This window comes from Ruegeria sp. HKCCD7303 (genome assembly GCF_013111185.1).
Classification (GTDB): Bacteria; Pseudomonadota; Alphaproteobacteria; order Rhodobacterales; family Rhodobacteraceae; genus Ruegeria.
Genome location: NZ_WVRE01000003.1, coordinates 144,334 through 167,798 on the forward strand (window position 1 = coordinate 144,334; position 23,465 = coordinate 167,798).

The 23,465-nt window shown below is 56.2% G+C and carries 21 protein-coding genes; 8 read left to right on the forward strand and 13 right to left on the reverse strand.

Annotated elements, in window-relative coordinates; genetic code table 11:
* Window positions 1–2: 2 nt before the first annotated feature.
* The 8 genes from ybgF to GS630_RS10385 all read left to right on the forward strand — a co-directional run bounded on the left by ybgF (window position 3) and on the right by GS630_RS10385 (window position 8,845).
* Complete coding sequence (gene ybgF / locus GS630_RS10350) at window positions 3–824, forward strand: tol-pal system protein YbgF (RefSeq protein ID WP_171178101.1); 822 nt, start codon at window positions 3–5, stop codon at window positions 822–824.
* Window positions 815–2,074 (forward strand): tRNA lysidine(34) synthetase TilS, encoded by a 1,260-nt coding sequence (gene tilS, locus GS630_RS10355; protein WP_348540069.1) that lies wholly within the window; start codon window positions 815–817, stop codon window positions 2,072–2,074. The genes ybgF and tilS overlap by 10 nt, the downstream gene beginning before the upstream one ends.
* A 75-nt stretch (window positions 2,075–2,149) precedes the next feature.
* A complete protein-coding gene (gene ftsH, locus GS630_RS10360; protein WP_171177949.1) occupies window positions 2,150–4,066 on the forward strand; it encodes an ATP-dependent zinc metalloprotease FtsH in 1,917 nt (638 codons plus the stop codon).
* A 99-nt stretch (window positions 4,067–4,165) separates the two neighbouring features.
* Window positions 4,166–4,741, forward strand: coding sequence for an MOSC domain-containing protein (locus tag GS630_RS10365; RefSeq protein ID WP_171619623.1), 576 nt, complete (start codon window positions 4,166–4,168; stop codon window positions 4,739–4,741).
* Between the two features lie 165 nt (window positions 4,742–4,906).
* Window positions 4,907–6,583 carry a formate--tetrahydrofolate ligase gene (locus GS630_RS10370; RefSeq protein ID WP_171238135.1) on the forward strand — a complete coding sequence of 559 codons (1,677 nt, stop codon included), beginning with the start codon at window positions 4,907–4,909 and terminating at the stop codon, window positions 6,581–6,583.
* 58 nt (window positions 6,584–6,641) lie between these two features.
* The gene (locus GS630_RS10375) at window positions 6,642–6,947 is read left to right on the forward strand and encodes a chorismate mutase (RefSeq protein ID WP_171177942.1); all 306 of its coding nucleotides are present in this window, start codon (window positions 6,642–6,644) and stop codon (window positions 6,945–6,947) included.
* A 53-nt stretch (window positions 6,948–7,000) separates the two neighbouring features.
* Window positions 7,001–7,891, forward strand: a complete 891-nt coding sequence (folD, locus tag GS630_RS10380) for a bifunctional methylenetetrahydrofolate dehydrogenase/methenyltetrahydrofolate cyclohydrolase FolD (RefSeq protein WP_170426710.1) — start codon at window positions 7,001–7,003, stop codon at window positions 7,889–7,891.
* Window positions 7,892–8,251: 360 nt separating this feature from the next.
* Window positions 8,252–8,845 (forward strand): LytTR family DNA-binding domain-containing protein, encoded by a 594-nt coding sequence (locus tag GS630_RS10385; RefSeq protein ID WP_253285869.1) that lies wholly within the window; start codon window positions 8,252–8,254, stop codon window positions 8,843–8,845.
* A gap of 2 nt (window positions 8,846–8,847) precedes the next feature.
* Here GS630_RS10385 and pdeM read toward each other — a convergent pair whose 3' ends face one another.
* The 13 genes from pdeM to cpaB all read right to left on the reverse strand — a co-directional run bounded on the left by pdeM (window position 8,848) and on the right by cpaB (window position 23,449).
* Entirely contained in the window at window positions 8,848–9,510 is a 663-nt protein-coding gene (gene pdeM / locus GS630_RS10390) for a ligase-associated DNA damage response endonuclease PdeM (RefSeq protein ID WP_171238138.1), read from the reverse strand.
* 40 nt (window positions 9,511–9,550) lie between these two features.
* Window positions 9,551–11,962, reverse strand: coding sequence for a ligase-associated DNA damage response DEXH box helicase (locus GS630_RS10395; protein WP_171619627.1), 2,412 nt, complete (start codon window positions 11,960–11,962; stop codon window positions 9,551–9,553).
* A 40-nt stretch (window positions 11,963–12,002) separates the two neighbouring features.
* Window positions 12,003–13,310 carry an ATPase gene (locus GS630_RS10400; RefSeq protein ID WP_171235303.1) on the reverse strand — a complete coding sequence of 436 codons (1,308 nt, stop codon included), beginning with the start codon at window positions 13,308–13,310 and terminating at the stop codon, window positions 12,003–12,005.
* 117 nt (window positions 13,311–13,427) lie between these two features.
* Entirely contained in the window at window positions 13,428–13,973 is a 546-nt protein-coding gene (locus GS630_RS10405; RefSeq protein ID WP_171619629.1) for a prepilin peptidase, read from the reverse strand.
* A 3-nt stretch (window positions 13,974–13,976) separates the two neighbouring features.
* Entirely contained in the window at window positions 13,977–14,828 is an 852-nt protein-coding gene (locus GS630_RS10410; protein WP_171177928.1) for a lipopolysaccharide assembly protein LapB, read from the reverse strand.
* A 29-nt stretch (window positions 14,829–14,857) separates the two neighbouring features.
* On the reverse strand, window positions 14,858–15,265 hold the full coding sequence (locus GS630_RS10415) for a tetratricopeptide repeat protein (protein ID WP_371809073.1): 408 nt from the start codon (window positions 15,263–15,265) through the stop codon (window positions 14,858–14,860).
* 180 nt (window positions 15,266–15,445) lie between these two features.
* The gene (locus GS630_RS10420) at window positions 15,446–16,429 is read right to left on the reverse strand and encodes a type II secretion system F family protein (RefSeq protein ID WP_171177924.1); all 984 of its coding nucleotides are present in this window, start codon (window positions 16,427–16,429) and stop codon (window positions 15,446–15,448) included.
* Between the two features lie 9 nt (window positions 16,430–16,438).
* Complete coding sequence (locus GS630_RS10425) at window positions 16,439–17,407, reverse strand: type II secretion system F family protein (protein WP_171177923.1); 969 nt, start codon at window positions 17,405–17,407, stop codon at window positions 16,439–16,441.
* Window positions 17,408–17,418: 11 nt separating this feature from the next.
* On the reverse strand, window positions 17,419–18,861 hold the full coding sequence (locus tag GS630_RS10430) for a CpaF family protein (protein ID WP_171235300.1): 1,443 nt from the start codon (window positions 18,859–18,861) through the stop codon (window positions 17,419–17,421).
* A gap of 24 nt (window positions 18,862–18,885) precedes the next feature.
* Window positions 18,886–20,124, reverse strand: coding sequence for an AAA family ATPase (locus tag GS630_RS10435; RefSeq protein WP_171238143.1), 1,239 nt, complete (start codon window positions 20,122–20,124; stop codon window positions 18,886–18,888).
* A gap of 199 nt (window positions 20,125–20,323) precedes the next feature.
* Entirely contained in the window at window positions 20,324–20,950 is a 627-nt protein-coding gene (locus tag GS630_RS10440) for an OmpA family protein (protein ID WP_171238144.1), read from the reverse strand.
* Between the two features lie 17 nt (window positions 20,951–20,967).
* Window positions 20,968–22,374: a type II and III secretion system protein family protein gene (locus tag GS630_RS10445; RefSeq protein ID WP_171177908.1), complete on the reverse strand. Its 1,407-nt coding sequence runs from the start codon at window positions 22,372–22,374 to the stop codon at window positions 20,968–20,970.
* Between the two features lie 193 nt (window positions 22,375–22,567).
* Entirely contained in the window at window positions 22,568–23,449 is an 882-nt protein-coding gene (gene cpaB / locus GS630_RS10450; RefSeq protein WP_171235296.1) for a Flp pilus assembly protein CpaB, read from the reverse strand.
* Between the last annotated feature and the right edge of the window lie 16 nt (window positions 23,450–23,465).

Consider the following 23,465-nt stretch of genomic DNA (forward strand, 5'->3'; position numbering starts at 1 on the left):
TGATGCGTATTGCAGGATGGGTTTTGGCGGCCGTCGTGGCGACGGCGGGTGTGGCGAAGGCACAGGATCAGCAGACCCTGGCGGATATTCGTCAGGAGCTGACGGTGCTGCATGTCGAGATACAGCGCCTGAAGCGCGAGTTTTCCACCACAGGATCGCCTGCGCCCAACCTGTCCGGCAGTTCGGTGCTTGAGCGTGTTGACGCGATCGAGGCTGAGTTGCAGCGCCTGACGCGCCAGACCGAGCAATTGAACCAACGGGTCCAGAACATAGTCACCGATGGCACGAACCGCATTGGCGATCTGGAGTTTCGGTTGGTCGAACTTGAAGGCGGAGACCTGTCGGCGCTTGAGGAAACCTCGACATTGGGCGGTGATACGGCGTCTGACACGGGCCCCGTAAGCGTTGCAACGCCACCAGCAACGGATCAAACCGAGCTTGCCGTGGGCGAACGCGCGGATTTCGATACGGCGTCGCAAGCTTTGGTCGATGGTGATTTCCAAACGGCCGCCACCATGTTCGCGCAGTTCGAGGCAAACTATCCCGGCAGCCCACTGGCCCCTGAAGCGAACCTGAAACGGGGTCACGCCCTTGAGGGACTGGGTGACACTCGCGAAGCGGCTCGCGCCTTTTTGGCCAGCTTCACCGGCGATTCCGAAGGTGCCTTTGCCCCCGAAGCCCTGTACGAGCTGGGCGCAGCGCTGGGCCGATTGGGACAAACCGATCAGGCTTGCATCACACTGAATGAGGTCGGGGTGCGATTCCCCTCTGCGCCTGCGCTGGCAAACGCCACGCAAGAGATGACTGCGCTGGGGTGTTCTTGAGCACTCAGCCAAACAGCCTGATTTCCGATCTTCGCAAAAGGTTGCCGGACAATCTGCCCCGCAAGCTGGGGGTTGCTGTATCAGGTGGCGGAGATTCCGTCGCCCTGATGCATCTGTTGCACACTGTCGCCCAAACAGAAGCGATCACACTCTATGCTGTCACAGTCGACCACGGGTTGCGCCCCGAGGCGGCGCAGGAGGCCGAGGCCGTTGCCCGTCAGGCTGCGACCCTGGGCTTGCAGCACGACACTCTGCGATGGTCGGGCTGGGACGGTGTGGGCAACCTGCAAGATCAAGCGCGTCAGGCGCGATACAACCTGATGACCAATTGGGCAAAGGACAATGGTATTGGTGCAATCGCTTTGGGGCATACCGCAGACGATCAGGCCGAAACTTTGCTCATGCGACTGGGGCGGTCCTCTGGCGTCACAGGCCTGTCAGGTATGTCGCCCATGCGGCAACGGGATGGGGTGACGTTGTTGCGACCAATGCTGGGTATCACCCGAGACAGGCTGCGCACTTACCTAACAGAAATCGAGGCGAGTTGGGTCGAGGACCCATCGAATCAGGACGCGCAATTTGACCGGATCAAGGCTCGTGAAGCTCTTCACGGTCTTGAACCCTTGGGAATCGATGCACTGTCTTTGTCACGCGTAGCAAATAATCTGGCGCAGGCGCATGAGGCTTTGGGTGTTTTTGCGCAGGAATCCGCGCGGAAAGTGACACGGGTCGATCAAAGCGATGTGAGGGTGGACCGGGCTGGGTTTGCTGCACTGCCGAAAGAGATTCAAAGGCGTGTTCTGCTGGGAATTCTCGAATGGATTGCCGGGCAGGGCTATCCCCCGCGTCAGGCGACTGTAGAGCAGGCAATGGATGCTATTGCCTGCGGTCAAGCCGGGTCAATTGCCGGGTGTCTGCTGGTGCCGAAAGGCGCGAGTGTTTGGATTTGCAGGGAATTTAAGTCCGTAGAGGGCCAAATTGCCGCATCTGGCACCGCCTGGGACAGCAAATGGGTGCTGACCGGCCCAGAAACGGAAGGCGCGGAAATTCGAGCGCTGGGCGAAAAAGGGCTGCACCAGGTCGTAAATTGGCAAAACACAGGGCGTCCCAGGCTTGCTTTGACTGCAACCCCTGCGGTTTGGGCGGGCGAAACGGTTGTTGCGGCTCCGCTTGCGGGATTTGCCAATGGATGGCGTGCGGAACCGGTCTCGGATTGGCCTGCATTTCACGCATCTTTTTTATCGCATTGAACATAGGACAATCCTCTCTATTTTAAGAGACAACTTGGCAGTTCCTCACCTGCCGAAACTTTTGGGAGATTTTCCTTGGGCAACGCTCGCAATATCGCGTTTTGGGTCGTTCTGTTCCTGCTTATTCTGGCACTGTTCAATCTGTTCAGTGGACCGGGTGGAACGCTTCAGAGCAATGAGAGAACATATTCCGACTTTGTCGGTGCCGTCCAAAGCGGTGAAGTCAAAAACGTGACGCTGGATGGAGAGCAGATTCGCTATACCACTGAAAACGGCGCGACCTATGTCACGATCAAACCAGGCGACGCCGAGGTCACCAAGCTGCTGATCGATGAGAACATCCCGGTTCAAGCGGTCAAGCAACAGCAGTCTGGGTTCCAGTCCTTCCTGATCACGCTTCTGCCTTTCCTGCTGCTGATCGGCGTTTGGGTTTACTTCATGAACCGGATGCAGGGCGGCGGCAAAGGCGGTGCGATGGGCTTTGGCAAGTCCAAGGCCAAGATGCTGACCGAAAAGCATGGCCGTGTGACCTTCGATGATGTTGCTGGCATTGATGAGGCCAAGGAAGAGCTGGAAGAGATCGTGGAATTCCTGCGCAACCCGCAGAAGTTTTCGCGGCTTGGTGGAAAAATTCCAAAAGGCGCGCTTTTGGTTGGCCCTCCGGGTACCGGTAAAACACTGCTGGCCCGTGCGATTGCAGGTGAGGCAGGTGTACCGTTCTTCACCATTTCCGGTTCGGACTTCGTTGAGATGTTCGTGGGTGTTGGTGCATCCCGCGTGCGCGACATGTTCGAACAGGCCAAGAAGAACGCGCCTTGCATCGTGTTTATCGACGAGATCGATGCCGTGGGCCGTCACCGTGGTGCCGGCTACGGTGGTGGTAATGATGAACGCGAACAGACGCTCAACCAGCTGCTGGTTGAGATGGACGGGTTCGAGGCCAACGAAGGCGTGATCATACTGGCGGCGACCAACCGTAAGGATGTTCTGGACCCTGCGCTGCTGCGTCCGGGCCGGTTTGACCGCAACGTGACAGTTGGCAACCCCGACATCAAAGGCCGCGAGAAGATTCTGGGCGTGCACGCCCGCAAGACACCTTTGGGCCCCGATGTCGATCTGCGCATCATCGCGCGTGGTACTCCGGGTTTCTCGGGCGCTGATCTGGCGAACCTTGTGAACGAGGCTGCGCTGATGGCAGCGCGTGTGGGTCGTCGCTTTGTCACCATGGAAGATTTTGAGAACGCCAAGGACAAGGTGATGATGGGGGCCGAGCGCCGGTCGATGGTGCTGACTCAGGATCAGAAAGAAAAGACCGCTTATCACGAATCGGGCCACGCCGTCGTTGGCATGACCCTGCCGCTGTGTGATCCGGTCTATAAGGCGACGATCATCCCGCGTGGCGGTGCGCTTGGCATGGTTGTCAGCCTGCCCGAAATGGATCAGCTGAACTATCACCGGGACGAGTGTGAGCAGAAGCTGGCGATGACCATGGCGGGCAAAGCGGCCGAAGTGATCAAATACGGTGAAGACCACGTCTCGAACGGCCCCGCCGGTGACATCATGCAGGCCAGCCAGTTGGCCCGCGCCATGGTGATGCGCTGGGGTATGTCCGATAAAGTCGGCAATATCGATTATGCCGAGGCGCATGAGGGATATTCAGGCAACACTGCTGGTTTCTCAGTGTCGGCGCATACCAAAGAGCTGATCGAGGAAGAGGTAAAGCGCCTGATCCAGCAAGGCTATGAGCGCGCTCACAAGATTCTGACCGACAAGAACGAAGAATGGGAGCGTTTGGCCCAAGGCCTGCTGGAATACGAGACCCTGACCGGGGACGAGATCAAGCGTGTCATGAATGGTGAATCGCCGACCGAAGGCGATGACGAAGGGGACAGCCCGGATCAGGGCAGCGCACCCAGCGTTACGGCCATTCCCAAGACGAAGGCCAAGAAATCCCCTCCTGAGGGTGGGATGGAGCCAGAACCTACCGCATAAATCACAAAGACCCGGGCGAACGCTCGGGTCTTTTCTCTTTTCATCTGACGTTTGCTGGGCAATATGCCTTTCGAACTCCAGCGGAAAAGGGATGCCATTATGCCGTTTTTGCGTGAAACTGAATATGTAGGCGAAGTGGTTTGGTTGGGCCATGTTCCTGCTGGGAAGTCGCTTCGTGCGACAGCCGTGCAAGAGTTGGACCTGGCATTTGATGGTGTGGCTGGGGAACGGCACGAAGGGCTCAATCGGGCATCCTGTGTGCGGGTCAAGAACCTCTATCCCACAGGGACAGAAATACGCAATCTACGTCAGTTGTCGGTTCTGTCAGTGGAAGAGCTTGACCAGATCGCGCAGGGTATGGGTTTGGAGGCGCTAGACCCCGCATATCTTGGCGCATCAATTGTCCTGAAAGGCATTCCCGATTTCTCGCACATTCCGCCATCATCACGCTTGCAGGCCGCGTTAGGTGCAACAATCACCGTCGACATGGAAAACGCTCCCTGCGTGTTACCGGGGCGCGAGGTCGAGGCGGATCAGCCCGGGTATGGTGCCGCGTTCAAACCGGCAGCGGTGGGGCGTCGCGGCATAACCGGATGGGTCGAACGCCCGGGGCGTATTCAGCTTGGGGATCATCTGACGTTGTTTGTTCCGGACCAGCCCGCCTGGGCTCCTTAAACGCGTCAGGTTTCCGATTAGAAACCGATGAAATGACCTTACGACGCTTCGCGACACCAGAATGTCGGAATCCATGGCTATTGAGATTGTACACAAGGGTATGGAATGCGCAGCGCCGACGTATCGCGTCGGTATTGCACGGCATTCAATTAGGGACCCCGGCCAATGAGCTACAAATCCGATATCGAAATCGCTCGTGAAGCGAACAAAAAGCCGATTCAGGAAATCGGTGCCAAGATCGGCATCGACTCAGCGGATCTGCTGCCTTACGGCCATGACAAAGCTAAAGTCAGTCAGGACTTCATCAACTCGGTTCAGGACCGCGAAGACGGCAAGCTGATTTTGGTGACCGCGATTAACCCGACCCCGGCAGGCGAAGGCAAGACCACCACCACCGTTGGTCTGGGTGACGGCCTGAACCGCATCGGCAAGAATGCGATGATCTGTATCCGCGAAGCCTCGCTGGGCCCGAACTTCGGCATGAAGGGCGGTGCTGCAGGTGGCGGTTACGCGCAGGTTGTTCCGATGGAAGAGATGAACCTGCACTTCACCGGCGACTTCCACGCCATCACCTCGGCGCACTCGCTGCTGTCGGCGATGATCGACAACCACATTTACTGGGGCAATGAAGCCGAAATCGACACGCGCCGTGTTGCATGGCGTCGTGTGGTCGACATGAACGACCGTGCCCTGCGTCAGATCACCGCCAGCTTGGGAGGTGTTTCGAACGGCTTCCCGCGCGAAGCAGGCTTTGACATCACCGTGGCATCCGAAGTCATGGCGATCCTGTGCCTGGCCAACGACCTGAAAGACCTTGAAAAGCGTCTGGGCGACATCATCGTTGCTTACCGCCGCGATAAAACCCCGGTTTATTGCCGCGACATCAAGGCCGAAGGCGCAATGACCGTTCTGCTGAAGGACGCCATGCAGCCGAACCTGGTGCAAACGCTGGAAAACAACCCGGCCTTTGTTCACGGTGGCCCGTTCGCGAACATCGCGCACGGCTGTAACTCGGTCATCGCGACCAAGACCGCGCTGAAAGTCGCTGACTATGTTGTGACCGAGGCTGGCTTTGGTGCGGACCTTGGCGCCGAAAAGTTCATGAACATCAAATGCCGTAAAGCGGGCATCGCCCCGTCGGCTGTTGTACTGGTTGCCACTGTACGCGCGATGAAGATGAACGGTGGCGTGGCCAAGGCTGATCTGGGTGCTGAAAACGTTGACGCTGTTAAGTCGGGCTGCGCCAACCTGGGCCGCCACATCGAGAACGTGAAATCGTTCGGTGTGCCGGTTGTTGTCGCCATCAACCACTTCGTCACCGACACCGATGCCGAAGTCGAGGCCGTCAAGAACTACTGCGCCGATCACGGTGTCGAAGCAGTTCTGTCGCGTCACTGGGAACTGGGCTCGGAAGGCTCGGCTCCGCTGGCCGAGAAAGTGGTCGAAATCGTTGAAGGTGGCACCGCAAACTTCGCGCCGATCTACCCCGACGAAATGCCGCTGTTCGAAAAGATCGAAACCATCGCCAAGCGCATCTACCGCGCTGACGAGGTTCTGGCCGACAACAAGATCCGCAACCAACTGCGCGAGTGGGAAGACGCGGGCTATGGCAACCTGCCGGTCTGCATGGCGAAAACTCAGTACTCGTTCTCGACCGATCCGACCCTGCGCGGCGCGCCCACCGGCCACTCGGTTCCGGTGCGTGAGGTTCGCCTGTCCGCAGGTGCCGGTTTTATCGTAGTTGTCTGCGGTGAGATCATGACCATGCCTGGTCTGCCCCGCAAACCGGCTGCAGAAACCATCTGCCTTAACGACGCAGGTGAGATCGAGGGCTTGTTCTAAGCCGTTTTTTGAACCATCTCGTGGTCCGGGGATTTCCCCGGGCCATGAGGAGACCGCGATGCCCACTCTGACACCGCCGCAAGACTGTGACACTATGCAGGAATTGCGGGTTCAGATCGACAGGCTGGACCGCCAACTGATCGAAATGCTGGTGAACCGTGCCAGTTACATCGACCGTGCGTCCCAGCTGAAACCCGGCGAGGGGCTGCCCGCCCGAATCCCGGATCGTGTTGAAGAGGTGGTGCAGCGCGTGCGCAAGAGTTCCGATGAACTGGGTATGGACCCTGAGCTTGCTGAAGAACTCTGGCGTATTTTGATAGATTGGTCGATTGCCCGCGAAGAGCGTGTGCTCGGCTCTGACTGACTGACCGGGCGCATCTTGCGCCCGATCCGTTTTTTGAAAGAAGGGATCAAAGGATGGTAGCGCAGGTTATCGACGGTAAGGCATTCGCGGCAAAAGTGCGCGCGCAAGTGGCCGATCAGGTTGCCAAGCTGAAAGAAGAAAACGGCATCACCCCCGGCCTTGCCGTGGTTCTGGTAGGCGAAGACCCCGCCAGCCAGGTTTATGTCCGCTCGAAGGGCAAGCAGACCGTCGAGGTCGGCATGAACTCGTATGAACACAAGCTGGACGTCGACACCTCGGAAGAGGACCTGCTGGCTCTGATCGATAAGCTGAACAACGATCCCGCCGTCCATGGCATTCTGGTTCAGCTGCCTCTGCCAAAGCACTTGAACGAAGATCTTGTGATCAACTCGATTGATCCTGCCAAGGATGTCGATGGTTTTCACATCTCGAACGTGGGCCTGCTGGGCACCGGGCAGAAATCGATGGTGCCCTGCACGCCGCTTGGGTGCCTGATGATGCTGCGCGACTATCACGGCTCGCTGTCGGGCATGGATGCGGTTGTGATTGGCCGTTCAAACATCGTTGGCAAACCTATGGCACAGCTGTTGCTGGGCGACAGCTGCACCGTAACGATTGCGCATTCGCGCACCAAAGACCTGCCTGACGTCGTGCGTCGCGCAGACATTGTTGTCGCCGCTGTTGGCCGTCCTGAGATGGTGCCGGGCGACTGGATCAAGGAAGGTGCCACCGTGATCGACGTAGGCATCAACCGGATCGAGCGTGACGGCAAGAACAAGCTGGTTGGCGACGTAGACTACGCCAGCGCGGCTGAACGTGCGGGCGCAATCACTCCGGTTCCGGGCGGCGTAGGCCCGATGACTATCGCGTGTTTGCTGGCCAACACGCTGACCGCCTGCTGCCGGTCCAACGGATTGCCAGAACCGGAAGGTCTGACAGCCTAAACCAACTTGGGTCGGGCCGCTACAGACGGCCCGTCGCCTAACCTGACTGCGTGACACGCCAGGACTACACCCAAGACAACATGAGCGACGTACTCATGAGTGGGTTTCCCAGCTTGAATTATCTTGATAAGCCTGTATTTCCAGTTGTTTACAGGTTTATTTTCCCTTGTGCCTATCGCGCTCGGGCTATGCACGCACAAAAGCAGTATGTCGTCTAAGTTAAATTCAATTCGAAAAGCTTGCACCCCGCAAAGAGTGTCAGCGGGCGTCGTTTTTCTTCCTTTGCTTGCCTATGCGTTCCCACCATTTCTGGTTGCCGAACTCAGCTTTGGTTTGCGCCTTCTGTTTTGGGTCGGCGTCATGGTCTTGGCACTTTCAGTGACCGGTTTAGTGCGAAAGCTGATGCTCAACAGCCCATTGCTTTTGAACATTCCAGCCCGGGATCTAGCTTACGCCGGTCTGATCCTGTCTTTTTTCACACCGTCGCTTTGGTTGCTGGCGTGGATTTTGTTCACTATCGGTGGTCATATGGCACCAGGTGCGCAAACAGTTGCTGTTTATGGGTTGTTGTTGGTGGCAGGGCTGGTTTTTGTGCAACGCAACGACTTGCAAGCTGCAGTGGCGTTGTCGCCAGACATTGAAAAGCCGCGTCTTGCCAAACGCTTACCTGCTGGTTTCAATGGTCAGATTTATCGCCTGACCGTAAGGGATCACAATGTGGATGTTGTGACTTCGGAAGGAGTTTTCACGCTCCGGTCGCGTTTCACGGACGCCATTGCCGAGATGGAACCGGTTCCCGGCCATTGCTTGCATCGCTCACATTGGGTGACGGATGCTTCTATCGCCGGTGTTAAAAAGACAAATGGCAAAACGTTCTTAAAGCTGGTCAACGGCGATCTGGTGCCAGTCAGCCGAAAGTACAAACCGATGTTGGAACAGGACGGTTTGATCTGACGTTAGCGCGGCATCGGCATCATCTGCGGGTGCGGGCCGGTTAGAATAGCCATGGCGCTTTGATCCATGAGGTCTGCCAGAACTTGATCCGAACTGCGCAGCCCGCCTGTGAAGGTACCGTAAGCCGGTAGGATCAGGCGTTTTTGATCCAATAGAAAAGCGGGTCGCGAAATGTGCCGCCCTCTTACCCTGATCCGCGCTTTTGGGTGGTAATGGCCGGAAACTTCTCCTTGCGCCTGGTCCTCTGCGATATGGCGAAAGACAAGCGGGCCGTTGCGCCATTCGAACAGGTGAGTTCCACCTAGCTCAATTGGGCCGGGATCATGGTTTCCTTCGATCCATATCCATTTGCGCCCAGCTTGCAATGCTGCGATCCGAAGTCTTTCGGCTGAAGGCAGCGCTTGGGCGGCTTCAAGGTCGTCAAAGCTGTCACCCAAGCATAGAACAGTTTCCGCGTTGGTGCGCTCCAAATCATCCGCCAATCGATCCAGTGTCTCGCGGGTGTCATAAGGGGGCAATGCAAGCCCGTTGCGCCGCGCCAATCGTTCGGATTTGCCCAAATGCAGGTCCGAGACACACAGCATTTTCCGTTCGGGCCACCACAGAGCACCCGAAGGCAGAGCGCCGAGGCGCTGACCTGCAAAGGAAAATTCGCACACGTTCATGATACGTTCTTGGCGTGTTTCGTTGCCCGACGCAAGGGGATCAAAGCTGATCAAGCCCGGCTGACTGCAATAAACGCTCGCTTTCTTCCGCCAGCAGGCGTTCCTCTGCAGCGCCTTTCACGGGCACTTTTCCGACCTCAAGGAAAAGTGGGGCTGACAGTGGCGATATGCGATCCAGCCGCAGCAGATCCATACGGTCGCCTATCCGCTCCAGCATGGCTTCAATCCGGCCAAAATCGACCAACCCGCGCATTGCTTCTTCACGGGTGATCTGCATCAACAGGTGATCCGGGTCGTATTTCCACAGAGTGTCATAGAGAATGTCCGACGAAAACGTTGCCTGCCGCCCGCTTTTGCGTTGGCCACCCGTGTTGCGTTCGATCAGGCCCGCTATGGTGGCAGAGGCGCGAAAGGTGCGTTTCATCACGGCATTGCCAGCGAGCCAAGTGTCCAACCCGTCGCGCAACGCGTCGCGTTGAAACAGTGGGGTAGGATCTGTAACTGCATCCAGCCCCCAGATCAGCGTGGCGTAATCCGTTGCAACAAAGCCCATCGGGGCCAGGCCAGTATCTTCCATCCGTTTCGTCAGCAGCAGGCCGAGTGTTTGCTGCGCGTTGCGGCCGGCGAAACCATAAACACATAGATGTTCCCGCCCGTCGCTTGGAAAGCTTTCGATCAGCAGGCGGTCGCGCTGAGGCAGGCGCGAGATCTGCCGCTGCAAGGCCAGCCATTCCTCGGTATGAGAGGGCAGTTGCGGCCAATCTTCTTGGGCAAACATGCGCAGAATGCGGTCGCTGAGCTGGGTGGAGGTTGCAAATTTCGTACCCGAGAAGGTCGCGATCTTGGGTTTGCGATCAGCACGACGGCTGACCTCGACCACCATTTCGCGCAGGCCTTCATATCGGACAATTTGTCCACCTATCAAAAAAGTGTCGCCAGGTGTCAGAGAGGCGGCAAAGGCTTCCTCAACCTCTCCCAACGGTTTGCCCCCTCGGCTACGTTTAAGACGCACTTTGAGTGTGTCTGTGTCCTGAATTGTGCCCAAATTCATGCGAATGCGCGACGCTGCGCGGGGATCACGCAGCTGCCATTTCCCGTCAGCACGTTGTTGCAGCCGTTGCCAGCGATCATATGCCTTCAAGGCGTAACCACCGGTGGCGCAGAAATCGAGACAGGCGTCAAACTCGGCACGGTTCAGGTGCGCGTAAGGCCCCGCAGCCGTCATTTCCTTGTACAGATCACCGGCCTCAAACGGTCCGGCGCAGGCGGCAATCAGAATATGCTGGCACAAGACATCGCGGGGGCCAGGGCCGCGGGGTTCGCCATCCAGATCATGGGCTTTTACCGCCTCCAGCGCAGCGACGCATTCGACCACTTCAAACCGGTTGGCAGGCACCAGCAGCGCCTTTGAGGGCGCGTTATAACGGTGATTGGCCCTCCCGATCCGTTGAACAAGACGTTTGACATTCTTGGGTGCACCGATCTGGATCACCAGATCCACATCGCCCCAGTCGATGCCCAGATCCAAAGAACCAGTGCAAACGATGGCGCGCAGATCCCCACGGACCATCGCAGCCTCAACCCTCTCGCGTTGTTGCCGGTCAAGGCTGCCGTGATGAATGCCGATGGGCAGGCCGTCTTCATTGGCAAGCCACAGGTTGTGAAAGAAGATTTCGGCCTGAGCGCGCGTGTTATGAAAGATCAGTGTGGTTTTATGCTGCCGGATTTGATCCAGCACCGCCGGAATCGCATAGGCTGCGCCACCACCGGACCAGGGCGGCATCTCGGTTGTTTCCAGCATTTGGATATCCGGGTCCGGCCCCGGATCTGCCTGTACGATCTGGCAGGGGTCAGGGTGGCGGGCCAGAAAGCGGGCGATTGCTGCGGGGTCTTCAACGGTGGCTGACAAGCCGACGCGACGCAGAGCAGGGTTGAGGCGTTGCAGTCGTGCCAGCGCCAGCATCAACTGGTCTCCGCGCTTGCTTTCTGCCAGCGCGTGGATTTCATCGACGATGATCCGTTGCACACCATCGAACATACGTGGCGCATCTTCGTAAGAGGTCAGCAGTGCCAGGCTTTCGGGTGTGGTTAGCAGGATATGGGGCGGATCGGCGCGTTGACGTCTCTTTTGTGTGGCCGATGTGTCTCCGGTGCGATCTTCGATCCGGATGGGCAGATCGATCTCGTCCACCGGGGTGCGCAGGTTTCGTTTGATATCGGCCGCCAGCGCCTTGAGCGGTGAAACATAGATCGTGTGCAACCCGGTATGGGCACCGTCGGCCAGTTCAGCCAGTGTGGGCAGAAACCCGGCCATGGTCTTGCCGCCGCCTGTGGGCGCGATCAGCAAGGTTGCGGGGTCTTGCGCCCGGTCGAACATCTCATGCTGATGCGGGTGGATGGACCAGCCTTTGGTGGAAAACCATGTACCAATCCGAGCGGGAATCTGCGTCATGAACACAGATTACCCGCGCGGCAGAGGAATTGGCACAGCGTTATTTGACGATTTTCTCGTCTTTTACGAACATGTTGGCCCAGGCGCGGTCGATCAGATCGGGGCTCATCTGATAGGGGATGCCCTCAAATTCGCAGATCGAGATCATCTGATCGATCAGGAAGATCGGCTGATAATTGGCGTAGATGTTGTTGATGGTCGGGTATTTAACCTTCAGCAGATGCACCAGTGCCGCCTCATCCAGTGGCATGCCGCGTTTGCGGGCCACCATGGCAAAGATTTTCAGGAAGTTTTCCTGGTTCGGACCGTCGATTTTGATTTTGAAGAAGATCCGGCGCAGGGCCGCTTGGTCGAAGATCTCATTCGGGTGGAAGTTGGTCGAGAAGATGACCAACGTGTCAAACGGCACTTCGAATTTCTCACCCGATTGCAGGCCCAGGATATCCTTGTTCTCTTCCAACGGAACAATCCAACGGTTGACCAGCGCCTGCGGCGGTTCGGCCTGACGGCCAAGGTCGTCCACGATAAAGATGCCGCCAGTCGATTTCAGCTGCAATGGGGCCTGATAGGTCCGCGCGGTCGGGTTGTAGACCAGATCCAGCATGCTCAGTGACAGTTCACCACCGGTCACAACCGTAGGTCGTTCACATTGGACATAGCGCGAATCAAACCGTTTGCGGCGACGCAGGCTGTTGGGGTCGTCAGGCTCTTGCTCGATCGCAGTGTGTACGATCGGGTCATAGACGGTGATCACCTGACCGGCATATTCGATGGCGTAAGGCACATAGACATTGTCCCCAAGCGCGTCGCGGATACCGTTCGAAATTGAGGATTTACCGTTGCCCGGAGGGCCATACATCAGGATTGAACGACCGGCGCTGACCGCGGGGCCCAGATGATCCAGCAGGCTGTCGGGCAGCACCAGATGGCCCATTGCGCCAACCAGTTGTTCTCGTGTGACCTGAATGTTGCGGATTGACTGGCGTTTAACCTGCTCGCGGTAAACGTCCAGCGGCACGGGCATGGCACCGAAGTATTCTGACTGGCTCAGCGCGTCCAAGGCGCGGGCCTTGCCTGCATCGGTCAGCTGATAGCCCATCTCGTTGCCGCTGTTAGCATTCAGGGTCCCGGTCGCCTCCAGCAGTTTCTGATCGCGTGCGATGTCCACTAGTTCCTGCGTTACCGAACCGGGCAGACAAATGGCCGCTGCGATTTCGGAAACGGTGCTGGCATTTTTGCGGAAGACGGTTTTCAGCAGAATATCCCGCATCATCACCAGCGGAAGTTTCATTTCGCCCAGGCCTTTTGGGGCAGGGGGGGCCATAACTGCGGAAGTCTGCATATTCATGCGCGTTGCTCGTTTGTCAAAGTGTCACGCCAAATACCCGAATGAGGGCGGTTTGGAGGAAAAATGACCCAGCTTTGTGGCGGGACAAAGGCAATGACAAGGCGTGCTGATGATAGTTTACGATCCGAGAACAGTACCCAAAATCAAGTACATGGCCAGGGAACCAGCCAGAGCAAGGCCCATTGGAAACTGTTTGCCGCGATCCCAGCTTTCCCAATGCGGCGCAATGGCCCGCAGCGGTGTATGTTTAGCAAGCCGGTGTGTCACAACAGCGGCCAGAATACAGGCCATAAGGATCAGCATCATCACCCTGAGATCACCCAACCAGATAAAAGCAGATGCCGCAGCCATGAACTTGGCGTCGCCCGCACCCATGACCCCTGCAGCGTTCAGGATGATACCCAGAAGCAAGATCACCACGATATGGAGCAGTTGCCATGCATAAATCGGCAACGACACCGACAAAGGACCCAGATTGCCGCTTAGCCAGTCTGTCGACCAGGGTGGTATTGCGAACAGGCCGATTACAACAAAGACCAGCGTCAGCGCGTAAACGGCATGGTTCTTGATCCGCATGTCACGCATATCGGTGAAGGCGACATAAAAACAGATCGGCAGCACAAACGGCAGAAACCAGGCCGCAGCGGCTGCTGGAATGTGCATGTATCAGGCCCCTTCAAGCGCACGAAGCGAGCGGACCGCTTCGTCGAAATGCTGTGGATGGGTAGCGATTGCTTCGCGGAACAGGTTCTTTGCGGTTGTGACGTCGCCTTGTTTAACAGCTGAAATTGCCATTGTGTTCAGCAGCCGCGCCCGCTCGATCTGGGTCATCGGAACGACTGGTAGGCTATAGTTGCCCTGTGCCGAACGGGCCAATACCAGATTGTTCTTGGCGGTGAACAATGAGCTATCCTGACGGATGGCGTCAGTGAACAGGCGCTCAGCTTCGGCATATTCACCGCGGGTCAGTTTCGAATATCCCCAGTTGTTCATGACGCTGCCGGGCCGGGTGGTCAGGCCGACTGCGGTTTCATAAAAGTGGTCAGCACGCTTCCATTCTTTGCGCGAATCCGCGACCACTGCTTCAAGTCGATACCGCTTGAAGGTCTCAAAGGTTGGGGGAACTGTATCCAGAACTGATTTGGCCTTTGTCCAGTCGCCGCTCCTGACCAATGCATCCGCGTACTCGACCCTGTCCGCGGCGTTCGTGCCCTTCATTGTCGTCACGCGCTTCCACGCGGCTGCGGCTTCAGTCGTGCGCTTGGCACGTCCCAGAGAAATGGCCAATCCGCGTTGAAGGTCGATCCGGTCGGGATTTTTTAGCGCGGCACCCTGAAAATAGGTAACAGCTTCGTTTGGGTCAGCCGCGTTCAGAAGCACATCGTTCAAGTTTGTTTCGTCAATCACGTTCACTTCTTGAAACGTGCGTTCGACTTTTTCCTCTTCGGTTTCCTTTGCACAGGCCGAAAGGATCAGACCGCTGATAATGACAGTCGGAATCAAGAATTGCTGGCGCATTTTTGCGTCCTTTACTGCTCTTGTCTCAATTACTGGATCTTGCGGAGCGTAAATTGCCCGTCGCCACGCTGTTCCAGTGTGTATTCTTGTTCTTGAGTAGTAGTATTAACAGGATTTTCCATTTTTGCGAGTGCTAAGCGCAGATTGTCGCGGATTGCGTCACTTTCGCCATTGTCCAATGCAAACGCTCGCTGAAACACCTGTGCGGCCTCGGGATATTCCTGTTTTTCCATCAGAAGGACACCAAGATTGTTCCAGGCGACGGGCCAGTCGGGCTCGTTCTCAACAGCGCGGCGCAAAAGTGTCTCAGCCTGGCCCACCCTTCTTAAGCCAAGATTGGCTGTTCCCAGTGACGTCAGCACCTGTGTGGTCATACCTTGATCCAGCGCGGCGCGGGAAAACGACTCTAATGCCAGCTCGTATTCGCCAGCGGCCATCAATCTGTTTCCGACCGTTATGTTGTCTTCAGCCTCACCTTTGGGATCAAACCCCGGCGCGTCCAAACCGTTTGACGACGACTCTTCCGTGCAGGAAGCCACCACAGCGCAAACTGTGGTGGCCCAAAGTATTCGGCGAAACCCGAAAGGGAAGCACCTGTTTTCAGCTTTCATAGGGTTCTATCCGCCCGCGCGTCCAAAACTCGAAATGACCCTTACCGACGGACCGATCAGAATGATCAGCAATGGCGGCACTGTCAGCGCCATTGTGACAAGAGTCATCTTTGTCGGCAACTTGTTCGCGGCCTCTTCGGCGCGCATGACGCGTTTGTCGCGCATCTCACCGGCATACACCCGCAGAGCTTCGGCAATGGATGTACCAAATGACGCCGATTGGATCATCACGGTCACGAATGAATTCACATCCTGCACACCGCACCGCGTACCGAAGTCGCGCAGAACCGTATCTTTGTCCTTACCGGCCTTCATTTCGTAGGCGACGATTTCAAATTCTTGCGCGATGTCAGGGTAGGAGGCACTCATTTCGCTGGCCACACGGACGATTGCCTGATCCAGGGATTGCCCGGCTTCGACGCATACTAGCATCAGGTCAAGCGTGTCGGGAAATCCTGCGGTAATGGCTTCTTTTCGCTCTTCCACTCGACGTGAGATCCAGTATTTGGGGGCGAAGTAGCCGATCGCGCCCGGAACAAAAACCCGGATGATCATCTGCTGACCGGTGAATTCCTGTCCACCGGAAAAGACGGTGATCAACAGGACACCGACGAGAATCCCAAGAATACCCAGCGAAAACTGAGCGAAATGGAAGAACCGAACCGAGTCTTTCGACCGATACCCGGCCTGCCGCAGTTTCAGTTCGACCGCCGAATATTCTTCTTCGTTCTTAGGCTCAAGGAACGTTGCAAATTTCTCAAGCTGCTCGTTACGGCTTGAGTTGCGAAGCCGTTCTTTTTTGTCTTTTGTTTGCTTTTTAGGGGCTGAGTTTGATCTTTGCAGTTTTTTCAGCGGGTCTTCGGGCTGATTCATCATCAGCGAGACGGCCACAAGAATCATTATCAGACCCAGAATGCCGACAACGATAAGCGGTCCGAATTCACCCAGGTGTTGTGTCAAAAGGTCATTGATGCTGGTCAGAAATTCCATGATGCGCCCTCAGACCTTAATGTTGGTGATGATCTTCATGACGATCAGGTTCAGTGTCAGCATGATGGCGACAACGAAACAGGCGGGGATGAACCAGGGATGGTCCAACACCTCGTCATAATAGCCTGGGTCTTTAACCAGGATGAAAACCAGACAGGCAATCGGAAAGCCAGACAGGAACTTTCCTGACCACTGCGCTTCGGCGGTGATGGCTTTTACCCGGCGGAACAGGCGGAATCGGGCCCGGATGACCTGAGCCAGACCGGCCAGAATTTCAGCGAGGTTACCACCGGATTGCTGTTGGATACCCACAGCGACGGCCAAAAAACGCAAGTCCTGCATGTCCAGCCGCTCGGCCATATCTTTCAAGGCCTCACCGACATCGCGGCCATAGGCACATTCATCCGCAATGACGCCAAATTCAGTGCCCAGCGGATCCTGAACTTCGTTTGAAACCACCTGAATGGTCGACACGAACGGGTTACCCACACGCAGCGAACGCACCATCAATTCAACCGCGTCGGGCAGTTGTTCCTCAATCATACCCATGCGTTTCTTGGCCTTGTGATTGACCCATGCGTAAACGCCTCCGATGCCAATCGCGATAGAGATTACGGCGCGCAGTGCGGTATCTGTGGCAGTGCCAATGCTGAGCCCGACAAACGCCACGCCGGACACCAAAGCCATGATCATGATCAACTGACGCGGGGAAAACGCAATCGCCGCCTTCTGAGCCTTGTCAGCAAGCAGTGAATACAGAGGGATGCTCTGCGATTTCATATGCTGCTGCATTTCCTTGCGCAGCTGCTCAAGCACCTGTTCGCGCCCGGCACCCTTTTCCAGCATGTCCAGACGGCGGTTAACCCGGCTGTTCAGGCTGATGGATTTGCCGAAGGCGACAAGATAGATGCCCTCGACCAGGGCAAGAACCCCCACAAAGATGGCGACATAGATAATCGCCTCCATAGGCACATTCATGCGTGTTTCTCCTACATCGTGGTTGGGTCGTAGATCGACGCTGGTAGATCAAAGCCCCACAGACGGAAGCGTTCCGAATAGTGGCTGCGCACGCCGGTTGCGGTGAAATGACCGATGATCTTGTTGTCGGGTGTTAGTCCAACGCGTTGAAAACGAAAAATTTCCTGCATCGAGATCACATCGCCTTCCATCCCTGTGATCTCGGTGATCGAGGTCATCCGGCGTGAACCGTCCTGTAAGCGGCTGGCCTGCACAATCAGGTTCACAGCAGATGAGATCTGGCTGCGGACCGCCTTGATCGGCATCTCGATCCCTGCCATGGCAATCATGTTCTCTAGTCGCGAAATACCGTCACGCGCCGAGTTGGCGTGGATCGTGGTCATCGACCCATCGTGGCCGGTGTTCATGGCCTGCAACATGTCGATCACTTCGGCGCCTCGCGTCTCACCCACGATGATGCGATCAGGCCGCATACGCAGGGCGTTTTTCAAACAGTCGCGCGGGCTGACTTCGCCTTTGCCTTCCACGTTGGGCGGGCGGCTTTCCATTCGTCCCACATGGGTCTGCTGCAACTGAAGTTCCGCCGTATCCTCGATGGTCAGGATGCGCTCGGCATCGTCGATAAAACTGGACAATGCGTTCAAAGTGGTTGTTTTACCGGAACCGGTACCGCCCGAAACGATTATGTTCAGGCGCGTTGATACCGCCGCCTGCAGGTAGGCAGCCATTTCTTCCGTGAAAGCGCCGAAATTGACCAGATCGTCAATGCCCAGCTTGTCCTTTTTGAATTTACGGATCGAGACCAGCGATCCATCCACCGCAATTGGCGGGACCATGGCGTTGAAACGCGAGCCGTCGGCCAGACGGGCGTCAACATAAGGGTTTGATTCATCAACACGACGACCCACAGCGGACACGATCTTGTCGATGATCCGCATCAGGTGTTTTTCATCCTTGAACGTGATGTCGCTGAGTTCCAGCTTACCCGCGCGTTCAACAAAAATCTGTTGCGGGCCGTTGACCAGAATATCGTTGACCGTGTCGTCTTGTAGCAGGGTCTCAAGCGGGCCGAGACCTGTCACCTCATCATACAGTTCTTTGTTCAGTTGAGACCGGTCTTCGCGGTTCAGAACGATGTTCTTGGTTTCCAGAACCTCGCTGGCAATTGCGCTGATTTCTGCGCGCAATTCGGCTTCGCCCGCGTTTTCCAAAGCCGCAAGGTTCAGGTTTTCCAACAATTCCTTGTGCAGCTCGATCTTGATTTCGCCCAGTCGTTCCTTTCGCTTGCGATCACGATCGGATCCAACGACCTCGCCGGGCTTCTTTTTTTGGGGTTTGCGTGCAACCGCTGTCGTTGTGGCAGCGGCCTGTGCAACGGGCGCTGCCGGTTCGGTGGCTTGTGCCGGCGCTTTTACCGGCTGTGCAGCGGACGGTTTCTTATATCTTGAAAACACGGCAGGTACCCCTTTGCAAAGATGTTACGCAGCTTCTTCGGCGCTGCCGCTACCAAGGCTGTGAAGCGATTTTGCCAGTTTCGCGATTTCCCGGCGCAACGGGTTCTTGGCGGCCGAATTTGCCAGTGGCAGACCGTGGTCACCGCTCTGCATGACCGGCTTACCCCCGTCGGGCAATTGCAAGTCGATCGAGATCCCAAGGCTTTCACCCATACGCTTTACTCGGCTCTTTCCGTTGAGATCAGTAAACTTGGGCGCTCGGTTCAGAGCAAAACGCAGTTTATTGAAGGGCAACTCCTCGGCCTGTAAGGCGCGCTTCAGGCGCAGCGCGTTCTGCGCAGAGCGCATGTCCAATTCGATCATCGCGAAATACACATGTGCCGCTTGCAAGACCGTTTCAGACCACAGAACCAGCGTCTTGGGCATATCGACGATCACATAGTCGAAATGTGTGCGGGCCATGTCGATAACGCGCTGAATATCATCTGGTGTAATCAGATCCAGCGGCACCATATCCGATGGTGCCGTCAGAACCTGAAGCTTTTCTTCATAAGTTTGAAGCGCTTGCGAGAAAACCTCGTTATCCATCGATTCGGTATCTGACAACATTTCAAAAACCGTTTCGCGCCGCGGCAGGTCCAGATAGGTGGAAACCGTACCGTATTGAAGATCCAGATCGATCAGGCAGACCGAAGGGGCATCTTTTTCCGACGCACAGGCCAACTCCCAAGCCAGGTTGACGGCCATTGTGGTCGCACCCACACCGCCAGCCAGCCCTTGTACAACGAACAAAGCCCCTTCCTTTGCCTCACCGCTTGTCAAAGGAACGGCGGCGGCCTGAGCCACTGCGACAGGATCGGGCTGCTTCATGCGCTCGATCGCTTCTTGCAGTTCGCCTTCCGGAAGAGGGTAGGGGACGAATTCGTCTGCGCCTTTGCGCAATAGCTGATGCAGTGAGGCTGGTGTGACGTCTTCAGCGATCAGGACAACTTTGATTTTCTTTTCTTTGGCCTGGGTGATGATCTCACCCATCAAAGAAAGGTTGTCTTCGTCCTCTCCATCAATTGCCAACGCCACAAATTCAAGAGATTCAGCTTCTGGCTGGCTGAAAAAGGCCAGCGCCTCGGCAAAGCCCAGATCTCCCCAGCGTTCACCCAGAATGGCCTCCATGTCTTCGATCAAAAGATCGAAATTTTGGACATCCCGGCTGATGGTGCAGGCCAAAATTGCTGTATTGTCATCTTGCGGCGTCGCGCTGGTCATAAACACTATCCTCGTCGTGAGGGCTCAGCATGTCATATGAACGAAATCCGCCAGATTGATGTGCTGTCGCCCCAATACGGTCAAATTTGGCCGCAGGTCACCCTATTGTTCACAATGTTGCTTTGAAGTTGGGCAAGAATTGGGCGCAAAAGAACCAATTGTAGGGAAATGGGCGACGATGCCGCCCATTTCGGATGTATTATCCATCATCGCCTTCTGACGCGGTCACTTCTTGGACCGTGCTCTTGAATGTCGCACTTTCCACATATTCCCGGTAGATCACATTTGCGTATTTGCCGTCCAGAAGCTGCCGGTTGCCGTCAACAAAGCCTGAAACCTCGGTCACAGTCCGGCGGTTCCGGCGGTCGCGCTGCTGTGTGGCAATCAAAGGCTGCGATTTGCCAAAGGACACAACTGCTTCAAGTCGCGAACGCGAGATTCCTTGGCGCTCAAGGAAGGCCACAACCGACTGGGCACGGCGCAAGCCGAGGCTTTTGTTGTAGCTGGTCGAACCCACAGCGTCGGTATGGCCGTATACCCGGAAGCGCGCTTCAGGGAACTGTTTGATCCAGTCTGCTTGCTGCAACAGGATTCGCTGTGCCGACGCGTCCAACTGTGAACTGTTAAAGGCAAAGTTCACCTGGCTTGGTACATCCGCCGCAAAGCGTTGGCCGAGGATCTGAGCGTAAGTCAGTTCACCGTTTTGTACCTGAATGTTGTTCAACGTTGCGTTGCCGAAAGTTCCAGCATCGATCTCGTATCCGGCCTCGCGCGTACATGCGGCGACTGCGACCGTAAGACCCAATGTGATGATCCACTTTTGCATTGGTCCTATCCTCCTGATCAATCTAGGACGTAGCCGTACGAGCTGCCGAAATCTTGTTTGGCAACTTCGGATGCTCCACCGGAACCGGCACGCTGAGTGCGTGCGACCTGCCCATTCACGAACAGATCAAATTCGCTGGGCGGCTTGACCCGGTCGGTTGGAAGGGCCAGCGCTTCGCCGCGCGTTGGCGAGACCAGGTGCGCAGTAATGATAACAACGAGTTCGCTTTGCTCACGCTGGTAGTTGGCGCTGCGGAACAGGGCCCCAAGAACCGGAACGTCGCCCAGCCATGGAACTTGGTTGCTCAGGTCTGCAAAATCATCCTGGATCAATCCCGCTATAGCAAAGCTTTCGCCGTCACGCAGTTCAATCGTCGTAGTTGCCCGGCGCGTGATGAAGCTGGGAACGGGGTCACCGTTAAGCGTGAAGTCAGAGCTTTGATCAATGCTTGAAACCGCTGTTGCCATTTCAAGGTTGATCAGGTCTCCATCTACGACGCGAGGGATGAAATCGATCTCGACACCGAACGCTTTGTATTCAATGGTTATGACGCCTTCATCCTGTGGTACTGGAATCGGAACTTCGCCACCGGCCAAAAATGTTGCTTGCTGACCAGATAAGGCTGACAAGTTCGGTTCAGCCAAGCTGCGGGCCAGCCCCTTGCTTTCAAGCGCCTCCAGCAACAAGCGAACCTGAGTTGAACCGGCACCAAACCCGAAAAGGATCGCGCCTGTGTTTGTTTGAATCGCAGGTATGTTGTTGTTGAGGGCATTATTAAGTGAAAGCTGGTTGTTGAGAGTGTTGAAACCACCTGTCACATCACTGCCGCCGAAACCCAGTGAAGCGGTCAAGCTCTTGGCAACGGACCGATTCATCTCGGCAAAGCGCACTTTCAACATCACCTGCTGAACGCCACCAACTGACATGAGGTTCGAGACGCGATCAGGCGCATAGCGTTCGGCTAACTCCAGTGCACGCGACAGTTTGGCCGAGCTGGAAACCGTACCGGACAGCACGATGCCATCATTGGCGGTGCGAACTTCAATGGGTTCTTCAGGCAGAATCTGACGCAGACGCTCCTTGAACTCCGAAACATCGGGTGAAACGCGTACGCGGACGTTGGCTAACAGGTTGCCGGCCCCGTCAAACAGGGTCAGTGTCGTTAAGCCCGGAGCCTTACCCAGAACATAAATGGTCCGGTCCGACAACGACGAGATGTCCGCAATGCCTGCGTTGGCAATGCTGAGTTCAGCAAACGGTTGCTCGCTTTCAACGACGATTGCGCGGTTCATAGGGACATCCAGTGTTTCCACCGTACCCTTTTTCACCACGCGCAAAGTTTCAGCCCAGGCGGCGTCGCCAACCGGACTAATAACAAGCGACAACCCCAGCAGGGTTGCGCTGATCCAGGAACGTATTGTCATGTGACCTGCCTCTCCGATCACGCCTCGTTTTTTGGGTCTTATGCCCTATACCAAAGCAGACTGCGCGAATTCCAAATTTATTGCAATAATCAATGGTTTCCGGAATGTTCCTTATGTGGAGAATTGGCAACAACCACAAAAAAAGAGCCGCACCCTAGGCGCGGCTCTGATCTTGTAAGGTTCTGAATTAGCGTCAATTTGTGCAAGGGATAGGCACGTTGACAATCTCGCCGCCGCGTCTGATGCGGGTCGTGCAAACTTCTTCTACTTTCTGTTCCGGTTCCGGTGCTGCAGCTTGAATGCCAAGCAGCTTGCGCTGGTCAACTTCAATCGTAGATGCGACAGATTCATCTGCTACACCAACCAGTGCCAGTGACAGTCGGCCGGAATTTTGAGCTTGTGCCAGAGCGGCGACCTGTTGCGGAGTTACCGCAACTGTGACGGTCCGTGCGATCGTTGTGTTGGTGACGTCGGACCCCGCTGTTTGGTCAACGGCGATCAATTGTACATTGGTTTCGATCAGGCGGGTAATGCCCCCGTTGCCAGTGCCTTCAAGAGTGCCGCTGGAGCCTGTCCAGTAGATGTCCACATTATCACCAGGGCGCAAAAAGCCTGAAACGCCCGACGCAACATCAACACTGATTGCAAAGGCGCGCATCCCTTTTTCAAGACGCGAGGTCAGGCCAGCTTTTTCACCAGGCTCGGTAATCTTGACGCCCATGATCGCTTCGTCTTTTTCCATCGTTCTCAGAACAAAACGTTCTGTAGGACCGTTTTCAGGGAACAGAGCTGTGAGTTCAGTGAAGGTGCCTTCCGGAATCGCGTTTTCCGGCCAGTCCACAGCGCGGATGTCTTCCTGCGTTAGACGCTCGCCGTACTTAAGTGCGCGATTCGACACATATACTGTTACCGTAGGAATTACCTCGACCTGTGCGTTGGCCAGAGCCTCTTCTGCGGCAAGCCTTTGACGGGCCAGCTCGTTTTGGTAAGCCGAGATATAGTTGCGCGCCATATAGACTGCGCCTCCGGCCAGAGCTACGCCGACAATTAGGACAAGTCCGAATACCGCTCGCATGCGAGTACCTCTTTAT